The 17,505-nt window shown below is 65.1% G+C and carries 14 protein-coding genes; 13 read left to right on the forward strand and 1 reads right to left on the reverse strand.

Going from position 1 to position 17,505, the window contains the following annotated elements; all coding sequences use genetic code 11:
• Nucleotides 1–21: 21 nt before the first annotated feature.
• Nucleotides 22–990 (reverse strand): LysR family transcriptional regulator, encoded by a 969-nt coding sequence (locus tag EZM81_RS14405; protein WP_136646197.1) that lies wholly within the window; start codon nucleotides 988–990, stop codon nucleotides 22–24.
• A gap of 164 nt (nucleotides 991–1,154) precedes the next feature.
• Between EZM81_RS14405 and chvE the strand changes: the two genes are divergently transcribed.
• The 13 genes from chvE (at nucleotide 1,155) to EZM81_RS14470 (ending at nucleotide 17,489) form a co-directional block, all read left to right on the forward strand.
• Nucleotides 1,155–2,201 (forward strand): multiple monosaccharide ABC transporter substrate-binding protein, encoded by a 1,047-nt coding sequence (gene chvE, locus EZM81_RS14410; protein WP_240784172.1) that lies wholly within the window; start codon nucleotides 1,155–1,157, stop codon nucleotides 2,199–2,201.
• Between the two features lie 67 nt (nucleotides 2,202–2,268).
• Entirely contained in the window at nucleotides 2,269–3,810 is a 1,542-nt protein-coding gene (gene mmsA, locus EZM81_RS14415) for a multiple monosaccharide ABC transporter ATP-binding protein (protein ID WP_135450711.1), read from the forward strand.
• The gene (gene mmsB / locus EZM81_RS14420; protein ID WP_136646198.1) at nucleotides 3,811–4,983 is read left to right on the forward strand and encodes a multiple monosaccharide ABC transporter permease; all 1,173 of its coding nucleotides are present in this window, start codon (nucleotides 3,811–3,813) and stop codon (nucleotides 4,981–4,983) included.
• Between the two features lie 8 nt (nucleotides 4,984–4,991).
• Nucleotides 4,992–5,960: an AraD1 family protein gene (gene araD1, locus EZM81_RS14425; RefSeq protein WP_136646199.1), complete on the forward strand. Its 969-nt coding sequence runs from the start codon at nucleotides 4,992–4,994 to the stop codon at nucleotides 5,958–5,960.
• A gap of 10 nt (nucleotides 5,961–5,970) precedes the next feature.
• A complete protein-coding gene (araD, locus tag EZM81_RS14430) occupies nucleotides 5,971–7,716 on the forward strand; it encodes an L-arabinonate dehydratase (protein WP_135450708.1) in 1,746 nt (581 codons plus the stop codon).
• An 8-nt stretch (nucleotides 7,717–7,724) separates the two neighbouring features.
• Complete coding sequence (locus EZM81_RS14435) at nucleotides 7,725–8,636, forward strand: Gfo/Idh/MocA family protein (protein WP_136646243.1); 912 nt, start codon at nucleotides 7,725–7,727, stop codon at nucleotides 8,634–8,636.
• A 13-nt stretch (nucleotides 8,637–8,649) separates the two neighbouring features.
• Nucleotides 8,650–10,158: an aldehyde dehydrogenase (NADP(+)) gene (locus EZM81_RS14440; protein WP_136646200.1), complete on the forward strand. Its 1,509-nt coding sequence runs from the start codon at nucleotides 8,650–8,652 to the stop codon at nucleotides 10,156–10,158.
• 15 nt (nucleotides 10,159–10,173) lie between these two features.
• Complete coding sequence (locus EZM81_RS14445) at nucleotides 10,174–11,196, forward strand: aldose epimerase family protein (protein WP_136646201.1); 1,023 nt, start codon at nucleotides 10,174–10,176, stop codon at nucleotides 11,194–11,196.
• A 245-nt stretch (nucleotides 11,197–11,441) separates the two neighbouring features.
• Nucleotides 11,442–12,428, forward strand: a complete 987-nt coding sequence (locus tag EZM81_RS14450; protein ID WP_135450705.1) for an efflux RND transporter periplasmic adaptor subunit — start codon at nucleotides 11,442–11,444, stop codon at nucleotides 12,426–12,428.
• Complete coding sequence (locus EZM81_RS14455; protein WP_136646202.1) at nucleotides 12,421–15,630, forward strand: efflux RND transporter permease subunit; 3,210 nt, start codon at nucleotides 12,421–12,423, stop codon at nucleotides 15,628–15,630. Before EZM81_RS14450 ends, EZM81_RS14455 begins: the two co-directional genes overlap by 8 nt.
• 36 nt (nucleotides 15,631–15,666) lie before the next feature.
• Nucleotides 15,667–16,953 (forward strand): NAD(P)/FAD-dependent oxidoreductase, encoded by a 1,287-nt coding sequence (locus EZM81_RS14460; RefSeq protein WP_135450703.1) that lies wholly within the window; start codon nucleotides 15,667–15,669, stop codon nucleotides 16,951–16,953.
• 8 nt (nucleotides 16,954–16,961) lie between these two features.
• Nucleotides 16,962–17,165: a DUF2892 domain-containing protein gene (locus EZM81_RS14465; protein ID WP_135450702.1), complete on the forward strand. Its 204-nt coding sequence runs from the start codon at nucleotides 16,962–16,964 to the stop codon at nucleotides 17,163–17,165.
• A 9-nt stretch (nucleotides 17,166–17,174) separates the two neighbouring features.
• Nucleotides 17,175–17,489, forward strand: a complete 315-nt coding sequence (locus EZM81_RS14470) for a helix-turn-helix transcriptional regulator (protein ID WP_135450701.1) — start codon at nucleotides 17,175–17,177, stop codon at nucleotides 17,487–17,489.
• Nucleotides 17,490–17,505: the final 16 nt, after the last annotated feature.

Below are 17,505 nucleotides of genomic sequence, written 5' to 3' on the forward strand. Positions count from 1 at the left end.
CAGAGCCGGGCACCGCCAGCGTCATTCCGCGCCAGCCCATTGGGCAAGGGACACCTCGCTGCAACGCGCAAGGATCGCCTCGATCAACCGGCGGGCCGAGGGCGTTGGCTGCGATCCGGCACGGGTCACAAGGCTGAACGGGGCAACTGCAAGCCCGAGATCGACCGGCAGCGAAACGAAGGGAATCGACGGGTTCCCGGCAAAGCTGTCGACAACCGGCGTCGCCATCGGCGCGATGCAGTCGGTCTGCGTGATCAGGGCCAGCGTGAACAGGAAAGACGAGGTCGAAATGCGCCGTTGCGGCATCGGCAAGCGCAGTTCGGCAAGACGCGCCTTCACCGACTGGGTCAGCAGCGTTTCGTCGTCGCCCATAACCCAGTCGTGGCACATCAGGTCGGCTGGCTTGATTCGGGGCAGGACCAGAAGTGGATGGCCACGACGCACCACCAGCGACACTGGTTCGCCCGCGATCAGCCGCGCGTCAAGTTCACCGTCCTCGGGACCGGGCCGGGCCAGGGCAAAGTCCAGCCGGCCCGCACGAAGCTGGTCGCAAAGGGCGACAGACGTGGTCACCGTCACCTCTGACCGCAGGTGGGGATGGCTCTGCTGAAGTTCCTTCAGAGCCGGCAGCACCAGGTTCAGCGCCGGACCGGTCACCGCCCCGACGCGCACCACACCCGCACGGCCTGTCGCCGCCTCGGCCAGGTCGCGGGCGGCATCGGCGATCTCGATCTGGATGCGCCGCGCCCGCAACGCCAGTGCCGCACCGGCCGGGGTCAGGCGCAGGCCACGTCCCTGGCGTTCGTGCAGGGCAATGCCGAGATTCGCCTCCATCTCGGCCAGAAGGCGCGAAGCGGCGGGCTGCGCAATTCCCATGCGCGCCGCAGCCACACCCAGCGCGCCGCTGTCGGACAGTTCCACCAGCAACCGCAGATGCTGCTGACGCAGTTGCCGCAACTGGCTGGAAAGGCCTGCGATGGACGAATTCATGACGAAACCGTTATGTTTTTTTTCGATAGCGTCATTTGACAGATATGCAACTTCCACGCAATCTGCGCTGCGTCCGTGAGCAGGGGCCTATTCGGCATGCTCATTGCGGATGCAAATAAGGTATCATCGGGAGGAAACAGATGATCTTGACCCGCCGCGGCCTCATGGCCCTTGCAGGCTCCACTGCTGCGCTTTCGGCCCTGCCCGTCTTTGCCCAGGACAAGGGCACCATCGGCATCGCCATGCCCACCAAATCCTCGTCGCGCTGGATCTCGGACGGCGAGTCGATGGTGAAGGCCTTCCAAGAGGCCGGTTATGCCACCGACCTGCAGTATGCCGAGGACGACATCCCGACGCAGCTGAACCAGATCGAGAACATGATCACCTCGGGCGTCAAGGCGCTGGTGATCGCTGCCATCGACGGCACCACCCTGTCGAACGCGCTGGAAAACGCCGCCGCCATGGGGATCAAGGTCATCGCCTACGACCGCCTGATCCGCGACAGCGCGAACGTGGACTATTACGCGACCTTCGACAATTTCAAGGTCGGCGTCCAGCAGGCCGAAAGTCTGGTGAAGGGCCTGAAGGAACGCTTCCCCGACGTAAAACCGTGGAACGTGGAACTGTTCGGCGGCAGCCCGGACGACAACAACGCCTTCTTCTTCTACAACGGCGCGATGTCGATCCTGCAGCCGATGATTGATGCGGGCGACATCGTGATCCCGTCGGGCCAGATGGGCATGGATGTGGTTGGCACCCTGCGCTGGGATGGCGCGGTGGCCCAAGCACGGATGGACAACCTTCTGACCTCGAATTACGGCGACAAGCAGCTGCACGGCGTGCTTTCGCCCTATGACGGGCTGTCGATCGGGATCCTGTCGTCGGTCAAGGGCGTGGGCTACGGCTCGGGCGATCTGCCGATGCCGATCGTCACCGGCCAGGACGCCGAAATCCCCAGTGTCAAGTCGATGATCGCGGGCGAGCAGTATTCGACGATCTTCAAGGACACCCGCGAACTGGCGAAAGTCACCGTGAAGATGGTCGATGCCGTGCTTGGCGGTGGCGAGCCCGAAATCAACGACACCTCGACCTACGACAACGGCGTCAAGGTCGTGCCGTCCTACCTGCTGGAGCCGGTCTCGGTGGACATCTCGAACTACGAGGAAGTCCTGATCGGTTCGGGCTACTATACGGCCGATCAGCTGAAATAGGCTGATCACAGGGTTGCCCGCCTGCGCGTGCTCTCACCGGCAGGCGGGCGACCTTTGCGGAGGGCACATGACCACACTTCTGGAAATGCGGGAGATCACCAAGGTCTTCCCCGGCGTGAAGGCGCTTGACCGGGTCAGCCTGACTGTAGAGGCGGGCGAGATCCACGCGATCTGCGGCGAGAACGGCGCGGGCAAATCCACCCTGATGAAGGTGCTGTCGGGTGTGTATCCGCACGGCAGTTTCGAGGGAGAGATCCTTTACGACGGCGCCCCTCTGCGCAACCGTTCGATCCGAGACAGCGAGGACAAGGGCATCATCATCATACACCAGGAACTTGCGCTGATCCCGCTGCTGTCGATCGCCGAGAACCTGTTCATGGGCAACGAGGTCGCCTCGAGGGGCGTCATCTCCTGGCCCGCGGCCTTCAAGAGAACCGAGGAACTGCTGCGCCAGGTCGGGTTGAACGAACCCCCAGGCGCGATCGTCGGCAAGCTGGGCGTGGGCAAGCAGCAGCTGATCGAGATCGCCAAGGCGCTGTCGAAGAACGTCCGCCTGCTGATCCTGGACGAGCCCACCGCCGCCCTGCAAGAGGCCGATGCCGACCGGCTGCTGGACCTGATGCTGGAACTGAAGGCCCGCGGCGTGACCCAGATCATCATCAGCCACAAGCTGAACGAGATTTCCCGCGTCGCCGACCGGATCACCGTGATCCGCGACGGCACCACCGTCTCCACGCTGTCGAAGGATGAAATCTCCGAGGACCGCATCATCAAGGACATGGTCGGCCGCGACATGGCGCACCGCTACCCCGAACGCGAAAGCCACCCGGGCGAGGTGCTGTTCGAGGTGGAAAACTGGTCCTGCTGGCACCCTGAACAGGCCGGACGGCAGATGATCAAGGATGTCAGCCTGAACGTCCGCAAGGGCGAGATCGTGGGCATCGCCGGGCTGATGGGCACGGGGCGCACGGAACTTGCCATGTCGATCTTCGGTCGCAGCTACGGCAAGGGACATCAGGGAACCGTGCGGATGCATGGCAAGCCCGTCGATGTCTCGACCGTCAGCAAGGCCATCGCGGCCGGCATTTCCTATGTGACCGAGGACAGGAAGGCACTGGGCCTGATCCTGGACGAACCGATCGTCAAGAACATCAGCCTGGCGAACCTTGCCGGCGTGGCGCAACGCTGGGTGCTGGACAAGCGGCGCGAGATGCAGGTGGCCGAAAGCTACCGCAAGCAGCTGGCGATCCGTACCCCCGGGGTGCAGCAGAAGGTGGTGAATCTGTCCGGCGGCAACCAGCAGAAGGTGGTGCTGTCGAAATGGCTGTTCACCGACCCCGAACTTCTGATCCTGGACGAACCGACCCGCGGCATCGACGTGGGCGCGAAGTTCGAGATCTACACGATCATGAAGGACCTGGCCGATCAGGGCCGCGGCATCCTGATGATCTCAAGCGAGATGCCCGAGCTCCTGGGCATGTGCGACCGCATATATGTGATGAACGAGGGCCGGATCGTCGGTGAACTGGCGCGCGGCGAGGCAAGCCAGGAACGGATCATGGCACTGATCGTGACAGACAACGGCAAGACCACGGGAAAGGTGGCGTGAATGTCTGACGTGAAGACAAATCCTCTGGGCAGCCACCTGCGCGAGAACGGGATGCTTCTGGCGCTGGTGGCGATCGTGGTGCTGTTCTCGATCCTGGTGGCGATGCAGGGCAAGCCGATGTTCCTGCAGGCGCCGAACATCACCAACATCTTCCTGCAGAACGGCCATGTCATCATCCTGGCGCTGGGGATGCTCTTGATCATCGTCTCGGGCCACATCGACCTTTCGGTGGGCTCGGTCGCGGCCTTCACCGGGGCGGTCGCCGCCTGGCTGACGGTAACGCACAAGCTGCCGGTATATGCGGTCATCCCGCTGACGCTGATCGTCGGCGGGCTGATCGGGGCTGCACAGGGCTACTGGGTGGCCTACTGGCGCATCCCCAGCTTCATTGTCACGCTGGCGGGGATGCTGGTGTTCCGCGGGGCAACGCTGTGGCTCCTGGGCGGGCAGAACATCGGCCCCTTCCCACGCGAGTTCCAGGCCATGTCCTCGGGTTTCATCCCCGACCTGACCGGCCTGATGAAGCCGCACGGCCTGACGCTGATCATCACCGCGCTGGCCATCGGTGTTGTCATCTGGATCGGCCTCAGATCCCGCGCGCGGGATGCGGAATTCGGCATCACCCCGGAACCCGCCGGCCTGTTCTGGGGCCGAACGCTGATCATCGCGGCGGCAACCGCCTTTGTCGGCTGGCAGCTCGCCAGCTTCCGCGGGCTGCCGAACGTGCTGATCGTGCTGGCGGTTCTGACCGTCCTTTATGCCTTCTTCACCGAAAACACCGTTCAGGGGCGGCGCATCTATGCTGTAGGCGGCAACGAGAAGGCGGCCAAGCTGTCGGGTATCCGCACCGAACGGCTGGTGTTCTTCTGCTTCGTCAACATGGGGATGCTGGCGGCGCTTGCCGGCATGATGGTGACGGCACGGCTCAACAGCGCCACGCCCAAGGCCGGCACCGGCTTCGAACTCGATGCCATCGCCGCAGTGTTCATCGGCGGGGCCTCGATGGCCGGCGGCTCGGGCAAGATCGTTGGCGTTGTGATCGGAGCGCTTATCATGGGCGTGATGAACATGGGCATGTCGATCCTGGGCGTCGGCATCGACTATCAGCAGATGATCAAGGGGTTGGTGCTTCTGGCCGCCGTCATCTTCGACGTCTACAACAAGACCAAGTGAGGCCTGTCATGCATCTGTCCACCGTCCGGGGTGTCGGCGTCGTCGTCCGCGAGGGCACCGAGGCCAGGGTTCTGCGCAACACGGGCTCGGTCTACGAACTGGCACAGGCGGCCATCAAGGCTGGCCACGGGCTGGCAGCCGAGGTCGCCCGGCGCGACCTGGGGGAAGGCGTGGACCTGACCCGCGCCACATTCGATCTGCCCGTCAGCCACCCCGACCCGGCGCATCTTCACCTGACCGGGACGGGCCTGACCCATCTTGGCAGCGCCGCCGCACGCGATGCGATGCATGCCAAGCTGGACGGAGGGGAAAACCTGACCGACAGCATGAAGATGTTCCGCATGGGCCTGGAAGGCGGCCGCCCGGCGCCGGGTGAGGTGGGAGCACAGCCCGAATGGTTCTACAAGGGCAACGGCCATTCCGCAGTCGCCCCCGGCGCGGCGCTCGAAGCCCCGGGTTTCGCCGAAGATGGCGGCGAGGAACCGGAAATCGCCGGCATCTACCTGATCGGCCCGGATGGCACGCCGCACCGCATAGGCTGGGCGCTGGGCAACGAGTTTTCTGACCATGTGACCGAACGGGTCAACTACCTGTGGCTTGCGCATTCAAAGCTGCGCGTCGCGTCCTACGGCCCGGAAATCCTGGTGGGGGATCTGCCGGCCGACATCAGGGGCACCAGCCGCATCCTGCGGGGGGGGCACGTGATCTGGGAAAAGGCGTTCCTCTCGGGCGAGGCGAACATGTCGCATACCATCGCCAACCTGGAACACCACCACTTCAAGTATGGCATCTTCCGCCAGCCTGGCGATCTGCATGTGCATTTCTTCGGCACGGCCACGCTGTCCTTTGCCGACGGCATAAAGACGGAGCCAGGCGACACCTTTGAAATCGAGGCGGCCGATTTCGGCCAGCCCCTGCGCAACACCCTCAGCTTCGAACCCCGAATGAAGGGCGCCGTCCGCGTCCATCCGCTTTAAGGAACCGACCATGACCACGTTCAAACCCGCCCCCTGGCCGCGCAAGCTGCGTTCGCAGGAATGGTTCGCGGGCAGCTCCAAGGACGCCATCTACCACCGCAGCTGGATGAAGAACCAGGGCCTGCCGGCCGACCTGTTCGACGGCCGCCCGGTGATCGGCATCCTGAACACCTTCAGCGAGGCCAACCCCTGCAACGCACACCTGAACGACCTGGCCGAGCGGGTAAAGCACGGGGTTTACGAGGCCGGCGGCTTTCCGATCATCGTCCCGGTATTCTCGGTCAGTGAAAGCGCCTTCCGCCCCACCGCGATGATGTTCCGCAACCTGGCCGCCATGGCGGTCGAGGAGACGATCCGCGGCCAGATGATGGATGGCGTGGTCTGCCTTGTCGGCTGCGACAAGACCACGCCCAGCCTGCTGATGGGCGCGGCCTCGGTCGATCTGCCGACGATCATGGTCTCGGGCGGGCCGATGCTGAACGGATACTATCGCGGCGAGCGGGTCGGCTCTGGCACCCATCTGTGGAAATTCTCCGAAGCGGTGAAGGCCGGCGAGATGACGGCCGAGGAATTCGTCGAGGCCGAAGCCTCGATGTCGCGGTCGCCCGGATCGTGCAACACGATGGGCACTGCCAGCACCATGGCCAGCATGGCCGAGGCGCTGGGGATGACGCTGTCGGGCAACGCCGCAATCCCGGCGGTGGACAGCCGCCGCCGGGTCATGGCGCAACTGACCGGACGGCGCATCGTGCAGATGGTGAAGGACGACCTGCGCCCCTCCCACATTCTGACCCGCGAGGCCTTCCAGAATGCGATCCGCACCAATGCGGCCATCGGCGGCTCGACCAACGCGGTGATCCACCTTCTGGCCATCGCGGGCCGCTGCGGCATCGACCTGACGCTGAACGACTGGGACGCCTGGGGCAAGGATGTGCCGACCATCGTGAACCTCATGCCCTCGGGCAAGTATCTGATGGAAGAATTCTTCTATGCCGGCGGTCTTCCGGCGGTGATCAGGCGGCTGGGCGAGGCGGGGCTTCTGAACAAGGATGCGCTGACCGTCTCGGGCGGGCCGATCTGGGACGAGGTGAAGGATGCCCGCATCCACAACGACGATGTGATCCTGCCGGCAGAAAGGGCGCTGACGCAATCGGGCGGCATCGTGGTGCTGCGCGGCAACCTCGCCCCGGACGGGGCCGTCCTGAAGCCTTCGGCCGCCAGTCCGCATCTGATGAAGCACCGGGGCCGCGCGGTCGTCTTCGAGGACATCGACGACTACAAGGCGAAGATCGAGGATGAAAGCCTGGACATCGACGAGACCTGCGTCATGGTGCTGAAGAACTGCGGCCCCCGCGGCTATCCCGGCATGGCCGAGGTCGGCAACATGGGCCTGCCGCCCAAGGTGCTGCGCAAGGGGATCACCGACATGGTGCGCATTTCGGACGCGCGCATGTCGGGCACGGCTTATGGCACGGTCGTGCTGCACACCAGCCCCGAGGCCGCACGCGGAGGTCCGCTGGCCGTTGTCCGCAACGGCGACATGATCGAGCTGGACGTGGAAAACCGCCGCATCCATCTGGACATTTCCGACGAGGAGCTGAAGGCCCGCCTTGCCGCCTGGAAACCGCCCGTGGACCCCCCGTCCTCGGGCTATGCCAAGCTTTACCACGATCATGTGCAGGGCGCGGACAAGGGCGCGGACATGGACTTTCTGGTCGGGTGCCGCGGCAACGCCGTCGCGCGGGAGAGCCACTGATGCCGAAGATGAAGGTCGCTCTGGTCGGCATCGGCAAGATCGCGCTGGATCAGCACGTCCCGGCGATCGCTGCCAGCCCCGACTGGGAACTTGCCGCCACCGTCAGCCGCAAGGGCAGCGTTCCGGGTGTGCCCGCCTTCACCGACTTTGCGGCCTTCCTGGCCGAGCGGCCGGATGTGCAGGTGGTCTCGCTGTGCCTGCCCCCCGTTCCGCGCTTCGACTATGCCGAGGCCGCGCTTCTGGCCGGGCGGCATGTGATGCTCGAGAAACCCCCCGGCGCCACCCTGGCCGAGGTGCACGAACTTGAACGGCTCGCCCGCGACCGGGGCCTGACACTCTATGCCACCTGGCACAGCCGCATGGCCCATGCCGTCGCGCCGGCGAAGGCCTGGCTTGCCGACAAGGCGGTGCACGAGGCCCACATCACCTGGCGTGAGGACGTGCGCAAATGGCACCCCGGCCAGGAATGGGTGTTCGAGCCCGGCGGGATGGGCGTCTTCGATCCCGGCATCAACGCCCTTTCAATCCTGACCGAGATCCTGCCGCAGCCCATCCACCTGACAAAGGCTCGGCTGGAATTTCCTGCCAACCGCCAGACCCCGATCGCCGCGCAGCTTGCCTTCACCGGTAACGTGACGGCCGATTTCGACTGGCGGCAGGAAGGCCCGCAGACCTGGGACATCATCGTCCAGACCGACCGGGGCGAACTTGCACTGCGTATGGGCGGCAACGTGCTGGAGATCGACGGCAAACCGATGGCCGGAGAGAACTCGATCATGGGGGAATACCCCGCGCTTTACGCCCGCATGGCAGAACTGGTGCGCAAGGGCGAAAGCGAGGTTGACCTTGCCCCGATGGTCCATGTGGCCGATGCGCTTACGCTGGGCGAGCGGGTGACGACCGCCGCCTTCGAATTCTGAAAGGACACCTTCCATGCTGACCGGAAAACACCTGATCGCGGGCGACTGGGTCGGAAGCGACCAGACCTTTGCCTCTTCTCCCGCCCATGGCCCGGCGCATGACTTTGCCGTGGGAACACCAGCCCATGTCGATGCCGCCTGCCAGGCCGCCGAAGCCGCCTTCCTGCCCTACGCCGCCCGCTCGCGCGCCGATCGCGCGGCCTTCCTGAACCGCATCGCCGACGAGATCGAGGCGCGCGGCACCGCGATCACCGAGATCGGGACCCAGGAAACCGGCCTGCCCGCCGCCCGGCTGGAAGGTGAACGCGGCCGCACCACGATGCAGCTCCGCCTGTTTGCCAGCCATATCCTCAAGGACGACTGGCTGGACCGCCGCCACGACCCGGCCCTGCCCGACCGCCAGCCGCTACCGCGCCCCGACATCAAGATGATCCAGCGCCCGATCGGCCCGGTGGCGGTCTTTGGGGCATCGAACTTCCCGCTGGCCTTCTCGGTTGCTGGGGGGGACACTGCCTCGGCATTGGCGGCGGGCTGTCCGGTGGTGGTCAAGGGCCATTCCGCCCATCCCGGAACCGGAGAGATCGTGGCGCAGGCGATCCTGGCCGCCGTTCAGGCCTGCGACATGCCGAAGGGGGTGTTCAGCCTGGTGCAGGGCGGCAAGCGCGACGTGGGCGAGGCGCTGGTCCAGCATCCCTTCATCAAGGCGGTGGGCTTCACCGGCAGCCTTGCCGGAGGACGGGCGCTTTTCAACCTTTGTGCCGCCCGGCCCGAGCCGATCCCGTTCTTCGGCGAACTTGGCAGCGTGAACCCGATGTTCCTCTTGCCTGCCGCGCTTGCCGCCAGGGGTGAGACGATCGCAAAGGGCTGGGCCGGGTCGCTGACGCTGGGCGCGGGCCAGTTCTGCACCAACCCGGGCATCGCGGTGGTGATCGACGGGCCTGACGCCGACGCCTTCGTGGCCACCGCGAAAGAGGCGGTGGGTGCAGTCGGCCCCCAGACGATGCTGACCGATGGCATCGCCCAGGCCTACCGTCAGGGCCGCGACCGGGTGGCCGCAGGCACCGGGGTCCGGGCCGTCCTGACCACGATGTGCGATCAGCGCGACGCCACGCCATACCTCTTCGAGGTTTCGGGCGCCGACTGGCTAGTAGATCACATGCTGGCGGAAGAGGTGTTCGGGCCCCTGGGCCTGATCGTCCGCGCCCGCCACGCCGCCGAGATGCAGGAAATCGCCCGCAGCCTGCAGGGCCAGCTGACCTGCACGCTACATCTCGACGAAGCCGACATGGACCTGGCGCGCACACTGATGCCGGTGCTGGAACGCAAGGCGGGACGCATCCTTGCGAACGGCTTCCCGACGGGGGTCGAGGTGGTCGATGCCCAGGTCCACGGCGGCCCCTACCCCGCCAGCACCAACTTTGGGCATACCTCGGTCGGAACGCTGTCGATCCGCCGCTGGCTGCGGCCGGTGGCTTACCAGAACATGCCCGACGCTCTGCTGCCGCAGGACTGGGCTCACTAGCCGGGAGGCACACCGTTGGCTGAGATAGAAAGCGTCGGGCAGGTTGAGGGACATGACATCCACGCCGTCACCCTGCGCGGCCCCGGTGGCCTGCGGGCGCGGCTGCTGACCTGGGGCGCCCGCCTCGCCGAGCTGTGGGTGCCCGACCGGCACGGCGCCTTCGCCGACATCGTGCTGGGCTGCGACCGGCCGGAAGACTGGCTGGTCCATGGCGCCTACATGGGCGCCACCTGCGGTCGCTACGCAAACCGGATCGCGCAGGGACGCTTCATGATCGACGGCCATGCGGTGCAGGTCGACCGCAACGAGGGGGAAAATCACCTGCACGGCGGCCGCGCAGGCCTCGACCTCAAGCATTGGCATATCGAAAGCCATTCGGAAACCCATGTCACCTTCACCACCACATCGCCCGATGGCGACATGGGCTATCCCGGTCGTCTTGATGTGCGCACGACCTACAGGATTGACGGCGGCCTCTGGATAAAGATGGAGGCCGAGACCGATGCCCCGACCGTGGTGAACCTGGTGAATCACGCCTATTTCAACCTCGCTGGGCAAGGCACGGGCGACGTGCTTGGCCAGGAATTGCGCGTTGAAGCGGAATATTATCTGCCGGTTGATGACCACCTCATTCCCACCGGAGAGGTGCTTTCCGTCACCGGAACACCCTTCGACTTCCGCCAGCTCCGCCCGATCGGCGCGGTGCTGCCCAGCCCCGGCGGGTTCGACCACAACCTTTGTCTTTCGACGCCAACCGGACCCGATGGCCTGCGCCCCTGTCTCGAAGCGACCGATCCGGCCTCGGGCCGGCGAATGCGGCTTTGGACCACCGAACCCGGCGTCCAGCTTTATACCGGCGCGCACTTCGCAGACACGCCCGGGAAATCTGGCGCGCGCTACCCGCGTTTTGCGGGCTTTGCGGCCGAAACCCAGCGTTTCCCCGACACGCCGAACCGCCCACACTTCCCCTCGGCGCGACTGGACCCCGGCCAGACCTATCGCCACATCATGCGCTTCGACTTCACGCCGGCCCACTGATAGCCACCGCAGCCCGGCACATCCCGCAAGGACGCGGATTCCGCCCCGGACCTGCAAGCCACAATACCCGAGCATCCGCCATCAAGGCGGCACACGGGCGCCGGCAGCGACAGAGCGCCGCCTGGCCGGTTCTGCCTGACCTGACCGCCCCTTGCTGCCACCTCCGCAACCGGGCGGCTTTGTGCTTGCATTCCTCAGCTTAAAAGCTTTATATATGACAAACCATCATCGAGGACCCGAGTCGCATGTCCCGTCCTTTCCACGCGCTGCTTTTCGTCACCCTTCTGGCCGGCCCTGCTCTGGCCAATCCCTTCACCGTGTCCCCCGTGCCGGTCACCGACTGGAAGGCCGTTTATGGCACGGTCGAGGCGCGCGACCGGATCCCGGCCCGCGCGCGGCTGGGGGGAACCCTGGTCGAGCTGTCGGTCGCCGAAGGTGACGAAGTCACCGCCGGACAGGAACTGGCCCGCATCGTCGATGACAAGCTCGACTTCCAGCTGCAGGCCATCGCCGCCCAGCGCGAGGCCGTGTCGGCCCAGCTGGCCAATGCCGAGACCGACCTGAAGCGGGGCGAGGATCTTCTGGCCCAGGGTGTCACCACCACCCAGCGGGTTGAAGCACTGCGAACCCAGGTAGATGTGCTGAAGGGTCAGATCGCAGCTCTGGATGCCCAGGCCGAAGTCGTCACCCAGCAGTCGCGCGAGGGCGTGGTGCTGGCCCCGGTGGCGGGCCGGGTGCTGGATGTGCCAGTGACCAAGGGCGCTGTCATCATGCCCGGCGAGGTTGTCGCGGTCGTCGGCGGCGGCGGCACCTTCCTGCGCATCTCGGTGCCCGAACGCCATGCCGCCGCCCTGGATGCGGGCGACACGATCCGGCTTGCCGGTGCCGAGGGGGACCAGACCGGCACTCTGGCCAGGGTCTATCCGCTGATCGAGGGGGGCCGCGTCACGGCCGATGTTGAAATCGAGGGCCTGTCCGATGCCTTCGTCGGCGCACGGCTTCTTGTCCGCCTCCCGGTGGCGGAACGCACTGCCCTCATGGTGCCGAAGGACAGCATCGTGACACGCGCAGGCCTTGATTTCGTCGCCCTGCAAACCCCTGACGGCGTGGCCCTGCGGTCGATCGTGCCCGGCGAGGTTCACGAGATCGACGGCGTGGCGATGGTCGAGGTGATCACGGGCCTCGTCGCAGGTGACATCGTGGTTCCTGCCACCGAGGTGGCCCATGACTGAGCGCGCGAAACACCCTCTGGGCATCGCCGGGGGCCTGACGAAGGCCTTCATCAATTCGGCGCTGACCCCCCTCTTCATCCTTGCCGCCCTTGCCGCCGGGATTGTTGCGCTGGTCTCGCTTCCACGCGAGGAAGAGCCGCAGATCTCTGTTCCGCTGGTGGACATTCATGTGCAGGCCCAGGGCCTGAAGGCGGCGGATGCGGTCAAGCTGGTGACCGAACCGCTGGAAGTTCTGGTCAAGGGGATCAACGACGTCGAACACGTCTATTCCTCGACCCGCGACGACGGCGCCATGGTGACCGCGCGCTTCATGGTCGGCACCCGGTCGGAAGACGCGATCCTGCGCGTCCATGACAAGATCCGCGCCAACATGGACACGATTCCGGTCGGCATCCCCGAACCGCTGATCGTCGGCCGCGGCATCGACGACGTGGCGATCCTGACCCTGACCCTTTCTTCGGAAGCGGCAACAGCGAACGATCTGACCCGCATTGCCCGCACACTTCAGACCGAAGTCGCCAAGACCGAAAACGTTGGTCTGACCTATCTGGTGGGCGACGCCCAGGACGCAATCCGCATCGAACCCGACCCTGACCGTCTGGCGCTTTATGGCGTCACGCTGCAGCAGCTGGCCGGAAAGGTGGCCCAGGCCAACCGCACGCTGAACACCGGAAAGCTGCGCGATAAGGGCCAGATGGTGGATCTCGTTGCGGGTGAGACGCTGACTGCGCCGGCCGAGGTGGCAAACCTGCTGCTTACCACCCGCGACGGGCGGCCGGTCTATGTCTCGGACGTGGCCAGGGTGCGGTATGTCGAAAACACGAAGGATGCCATCGTCTCGCATCTGGCAAAGGCCGAGGACGGCAGTGTGACGACCGGTCCGGCGGTGACACTGGCCATCGCCAAGCGCGCCGGGTCCAATGCAGTTGTCGTTGCCGAAGAGGTGCTGCATCGCGTCCACTCGCTGGAAGACAAGCTGATCCCCGACGGGGTGCACGTCACGATCACCCGCGACTACGGCGAGACGGCGAACGAGAAGGCCAACGAACTGCTGTTCCACCTGGGCCTCGCCACGGTGTCGATCATCGCGCTGGTCTTGTTCGCGATCGGCTGGCGCGAGTCGATGGTGGTTGCCATCGTGATCCCGGTCACGATCCTGCTGACGCTCTTTGCCGCCTGGATCATGGGCTACACGCTGAATCGGGTGTCGCTGTTCGCGCTGATCTTCTCGATCGGGATCCTGGTCGATGACGCGATCGTGGTGATCGAAAACATCGACCGCCACTGGGGCATGGATCGCCGCAAACCCCGCCTGCAAGCTGCCATCGAGGCGGTGGCCGAGGTCGGCAACCCAACGATCGTCGCCACGCTGACCGTGGTCGCGGCGCTGCTGCCGATGCTCTTCGTCTCCGGCCTGATGGGCCCCTACATGTCGCCGATCCCGGCCAATGCCTCGGCCGCGATGATCTTTTCCTTCTTCGTCGCGGTCATCATCACGCCCTGGCTGATGGTCAAGATCGCCGGCCGCACCGACATGAAGGAGCACGCCCAGGACGACATCCACGGCGGCCACCACGGCGGCTGGCTGGCAACGGCCTATACGGCGGTGGCCCGGCCGGTGCTGAAGTCGAAGGGCGGTAGCCTGGCCTTCCTTCTGGTCACGGCCGCCTTGTCCTTCGGCTCTCTGGCTGCGCTGTACACCCGCGACGTGACGGTGAAACTGCTGCCCTTCGACAACAAGTCCGAGCTTTCCGTGGTCATCGACCTGCCGGAAGGCTCCTCGGTCGAGGCGACGGACCGCGTGGCCCGCGATGTGGCCGACGTGGTGTTGGGCCTGCCGGAAGTGACCAGCGTTCAGACCTATGCCGGCACGCCCGCGCCCTTCAACTTCAACGGCCTGGTCCGCCACTACTACCTGCGGTCAGAGCCGCAACTGGGTGAGGTGGCGATCAACCTGACGCCAAAGACCGAACGCGACCGCGCCAGCCACGACATCGCGCTGGACCTGCGGCAGCGGCTGGCCAGCCTGCCCGTTCCCGAAGGCACAAGCCTGAAGGTCGTGGAACCCCCGCCGGGTCCGCCGGTGATCTCGACCCTGCTGGCCGAGGTCTATGGTCCCGATGCCGAAACCCGCCGTGAAGCCGCCCGGCTGATCCGCCAGGCCTTCGAATCGGTTCCCTTCATCGTTGATGTCGACGACAGCTTCGGGGAACAGACCCGCCGCCTGCGCGCGACGATCTCGACCGACGACCTGGATTTCTACGGGGTCCAGGAACAGGATGTGTTCGACACGCTCGTCTTGTTGAACAGCGGGCAGACCGTGGGCTATTCGCACCGCGGCGAAGGCCGCCTGCCGATCCCTCTGGTCGTGGGGCGCGACAAGTCGGACCGGGTTCTGGACGAACGCTTCCTGACCACGCCCATTCCGGCGAACGCCCTTCCCGGTGCGCGCGGGGTGGTCGAACTGGGCGACGTGATCCGCGTCAGCGAAGAGGCCGCCAGCTACCCGATCTTCCGCCACAACGGCCGCAATGCAGAAATGGTGACGGCCGAACTGGCCGGCGATTTCGAGGCGCCGCTCTACGGCATGCTGGCCGTGGCCGACCAGATCGAGAAGATGGACTGGCCCGAAGGGATGAAGCCCGAAATCGCCCTGCATGGCCAGCCCGAGGACGAAAGCAAGGTCACGCTTCTGTGGGACGGCGAATGGGAGGTGACCTTCATCACCTTCCGCGACATGGGGGCCGCCTTCGGCGTGGCGCTTCTGGGCATCTACATCCTGGTCGTGGCGCAGTTCGGTTCGTTCAAGCTGCCGCTGGTGATCCTGACACCGATCCCGCTGACCTTCCTGGGCATCATGTTCGGCCACTGGCTGTTCGGCGCGCCCTTCTCGGCCACCTCGATGATCGGCTTCATCGCGCTGGCGGGGATCATTGTGCGGAACTCGATCCTGCTGGTAGACTTCATCCGCCACGCCACACCCGAGGGCCAGCGGCCTGTCGTCGCCACCCTGATCGAGGCCGGCGCGATCCGCTTCAAGCCGATCCTGCTGACCGCCATCGCCGCAATGATCGGCGCGGTGGTGATCCTGGCCGACCCGATCTTCCAGGGCCTCGCCATATCGCTACTGTTCGGTCTGCTGACATCCACGCTGCTGACCGTCCTTGTCATCCCGGCCATCTACCGCGTGTTCCGCACATGACCGGCACCCCCCGCCATATCGGAAGAGGAGACTGAAATGGCACATGTCGTCGTTCTTGGCGCCGGACTTGGCGGTGCCATCATGGCCTACGAACTGAAGGACCAGCTTCGGCCGGAAGACAGGATCACTGTCATCACCAAGGATCCGAAGTATCACTTCGTGCCGTCGAACCCCTGGATCGCCGTCGGCTGGCGCGACCGGGAGGACATCACCGTGGACCTCGCCCCCACGATGGCAAAGAAGGGGATCCACTTCATCCCGGTGGCGGCCGAAAAACTGTTGCCCGACGAAAACCGCATCGTGCTGGTGGATGGCGAATCCGTGTCCTACGACTACCTCGTGATCGCGACGGGGCCGGAGCTGGCCTTCGACGAGATCGAGGGGCTGGGGCCGCATGGGGGCTTCACCCAGTCGGTCTGCCACATCGACCATGCCGAGGCGGCGAAATCCGTCTACGAGAAGCTTCTCGCGAACCCCGGGCCGGTGATCATCGGGGCGGCGCAGGGGGCCAGCTGCTTCGGCCCGGCCTATGAATTCCTGTTCATCCTGGAAACGGCGCTGCGCCGGGCCAAGGTGCGCGACCGTGTGCCGATGACCTTCGTCACGCCCGAACCCTATATCGGCCACCTTGGTCTGGATGGGGTGGGCGACACCAAGGGGCTTCTGGAATCCGCCATGCGCGAGAAGCACATCAAGTGGATGACCAACACCCGGATCAAGCGGGTCGAGGAAGGCCACATGTTCGTTGAGGAAATCAACGAGGACGGTACGGTGAAGGCAGAGAAGGACCTGCCTTTCGCCTTCTCGATGATGCTGCCCGCCTTCCGCGGCATCAAGGCCGTCTCGGGGATCGAGGGCCTGTCGAACCCGCGCGGGTTCACCATCGTGGACAAGCACCAGCAGAACCCGAAGTACCGCAATATCTTCGCGGTGGGCGTCTGCGTGGCGATCCCGCCGATGGGTCCGACGCCCGTGCCCTGCGGCGTGCCCAAGACCGGCTTCATGATCGAAAGCATGGTGACGGCGACCGCCCACAACATCGGCAACCTCGTGCGCGGCAAGGAGCCCGACAGCGTCGGCACCTGGAATGCCGTCTGCCTTGCCGATTTCGGCGACGGGGGCATCGCCTTCGTCGCCCAGCCCCAGATCCCGCCGCGCAACGTCAACTGGTCGTCGTCGGGCAAATGGGTTCATCTTGCAAAGGCAGGGTTCGAGAAATACTTCATCCGCAAGCTGCGGAAGGGAACCTCTGAACCCTTCTATGAAAGCCTGGCACTGAAGGTGCTGGGCATCGACAAACTCAAGGAAACCACGAAAGGATGAGGTCTGACATGACACTTGATGCTGCTGTTCTGCGTTTCGCCGGGGTGATGGTCCTGCTCAGCGTCGTGCTGACGGTCTACGTCTCGCCGTATTTCGTCTGGTTCACTGTCTTTATCGGCCTGAACCTGATCCAGTCTTCCTTCACCGGCTTCTGCCCGGCCGCCGCGGTGTTCCGCGCCATGGGCGTGAAGAAGGGCTGCGCTTTCGAATAGGTGGGGGTGATGGCAGAGATACTGGAAGGCTTCGGCGGCACGCCGGAACAGGCCAGCCGTGCGGTTGCGCTGCTGAAATCGCTGTCGCACGAAGGGCGATTGCAGATTCTCTGCCTGCTGATCGAGAATGAGATGAGCGTGACCCAGCTGGCCGAAGCCTTGGGAACGAACCCGGTAAACGTCTCGCAGCAGCTTATGCGGCTGCGGGCCGAAGGGATCGTCCAGACCCGGCGCGAGGGCAAGTCGGTCATCTACAGCCTCGCGCGCGAAGAGGTGGCAGCCATTGTCGCCGCACTGCGCGACACTTTCTGCATGCGGCACTGACAGCGAACCACATGTT

Origin of the sequence: Tabrizicola sp. YIM 78059 (genome assembly GCF_004959785.1) — a bacterium.
Lineage (GTDB): Bacteria > Pseudomonadota > Alphaproteobacteria > Rhodobacterales > Rhodobacteraceae > Tabrizicola > Tabrizicola caldifontis.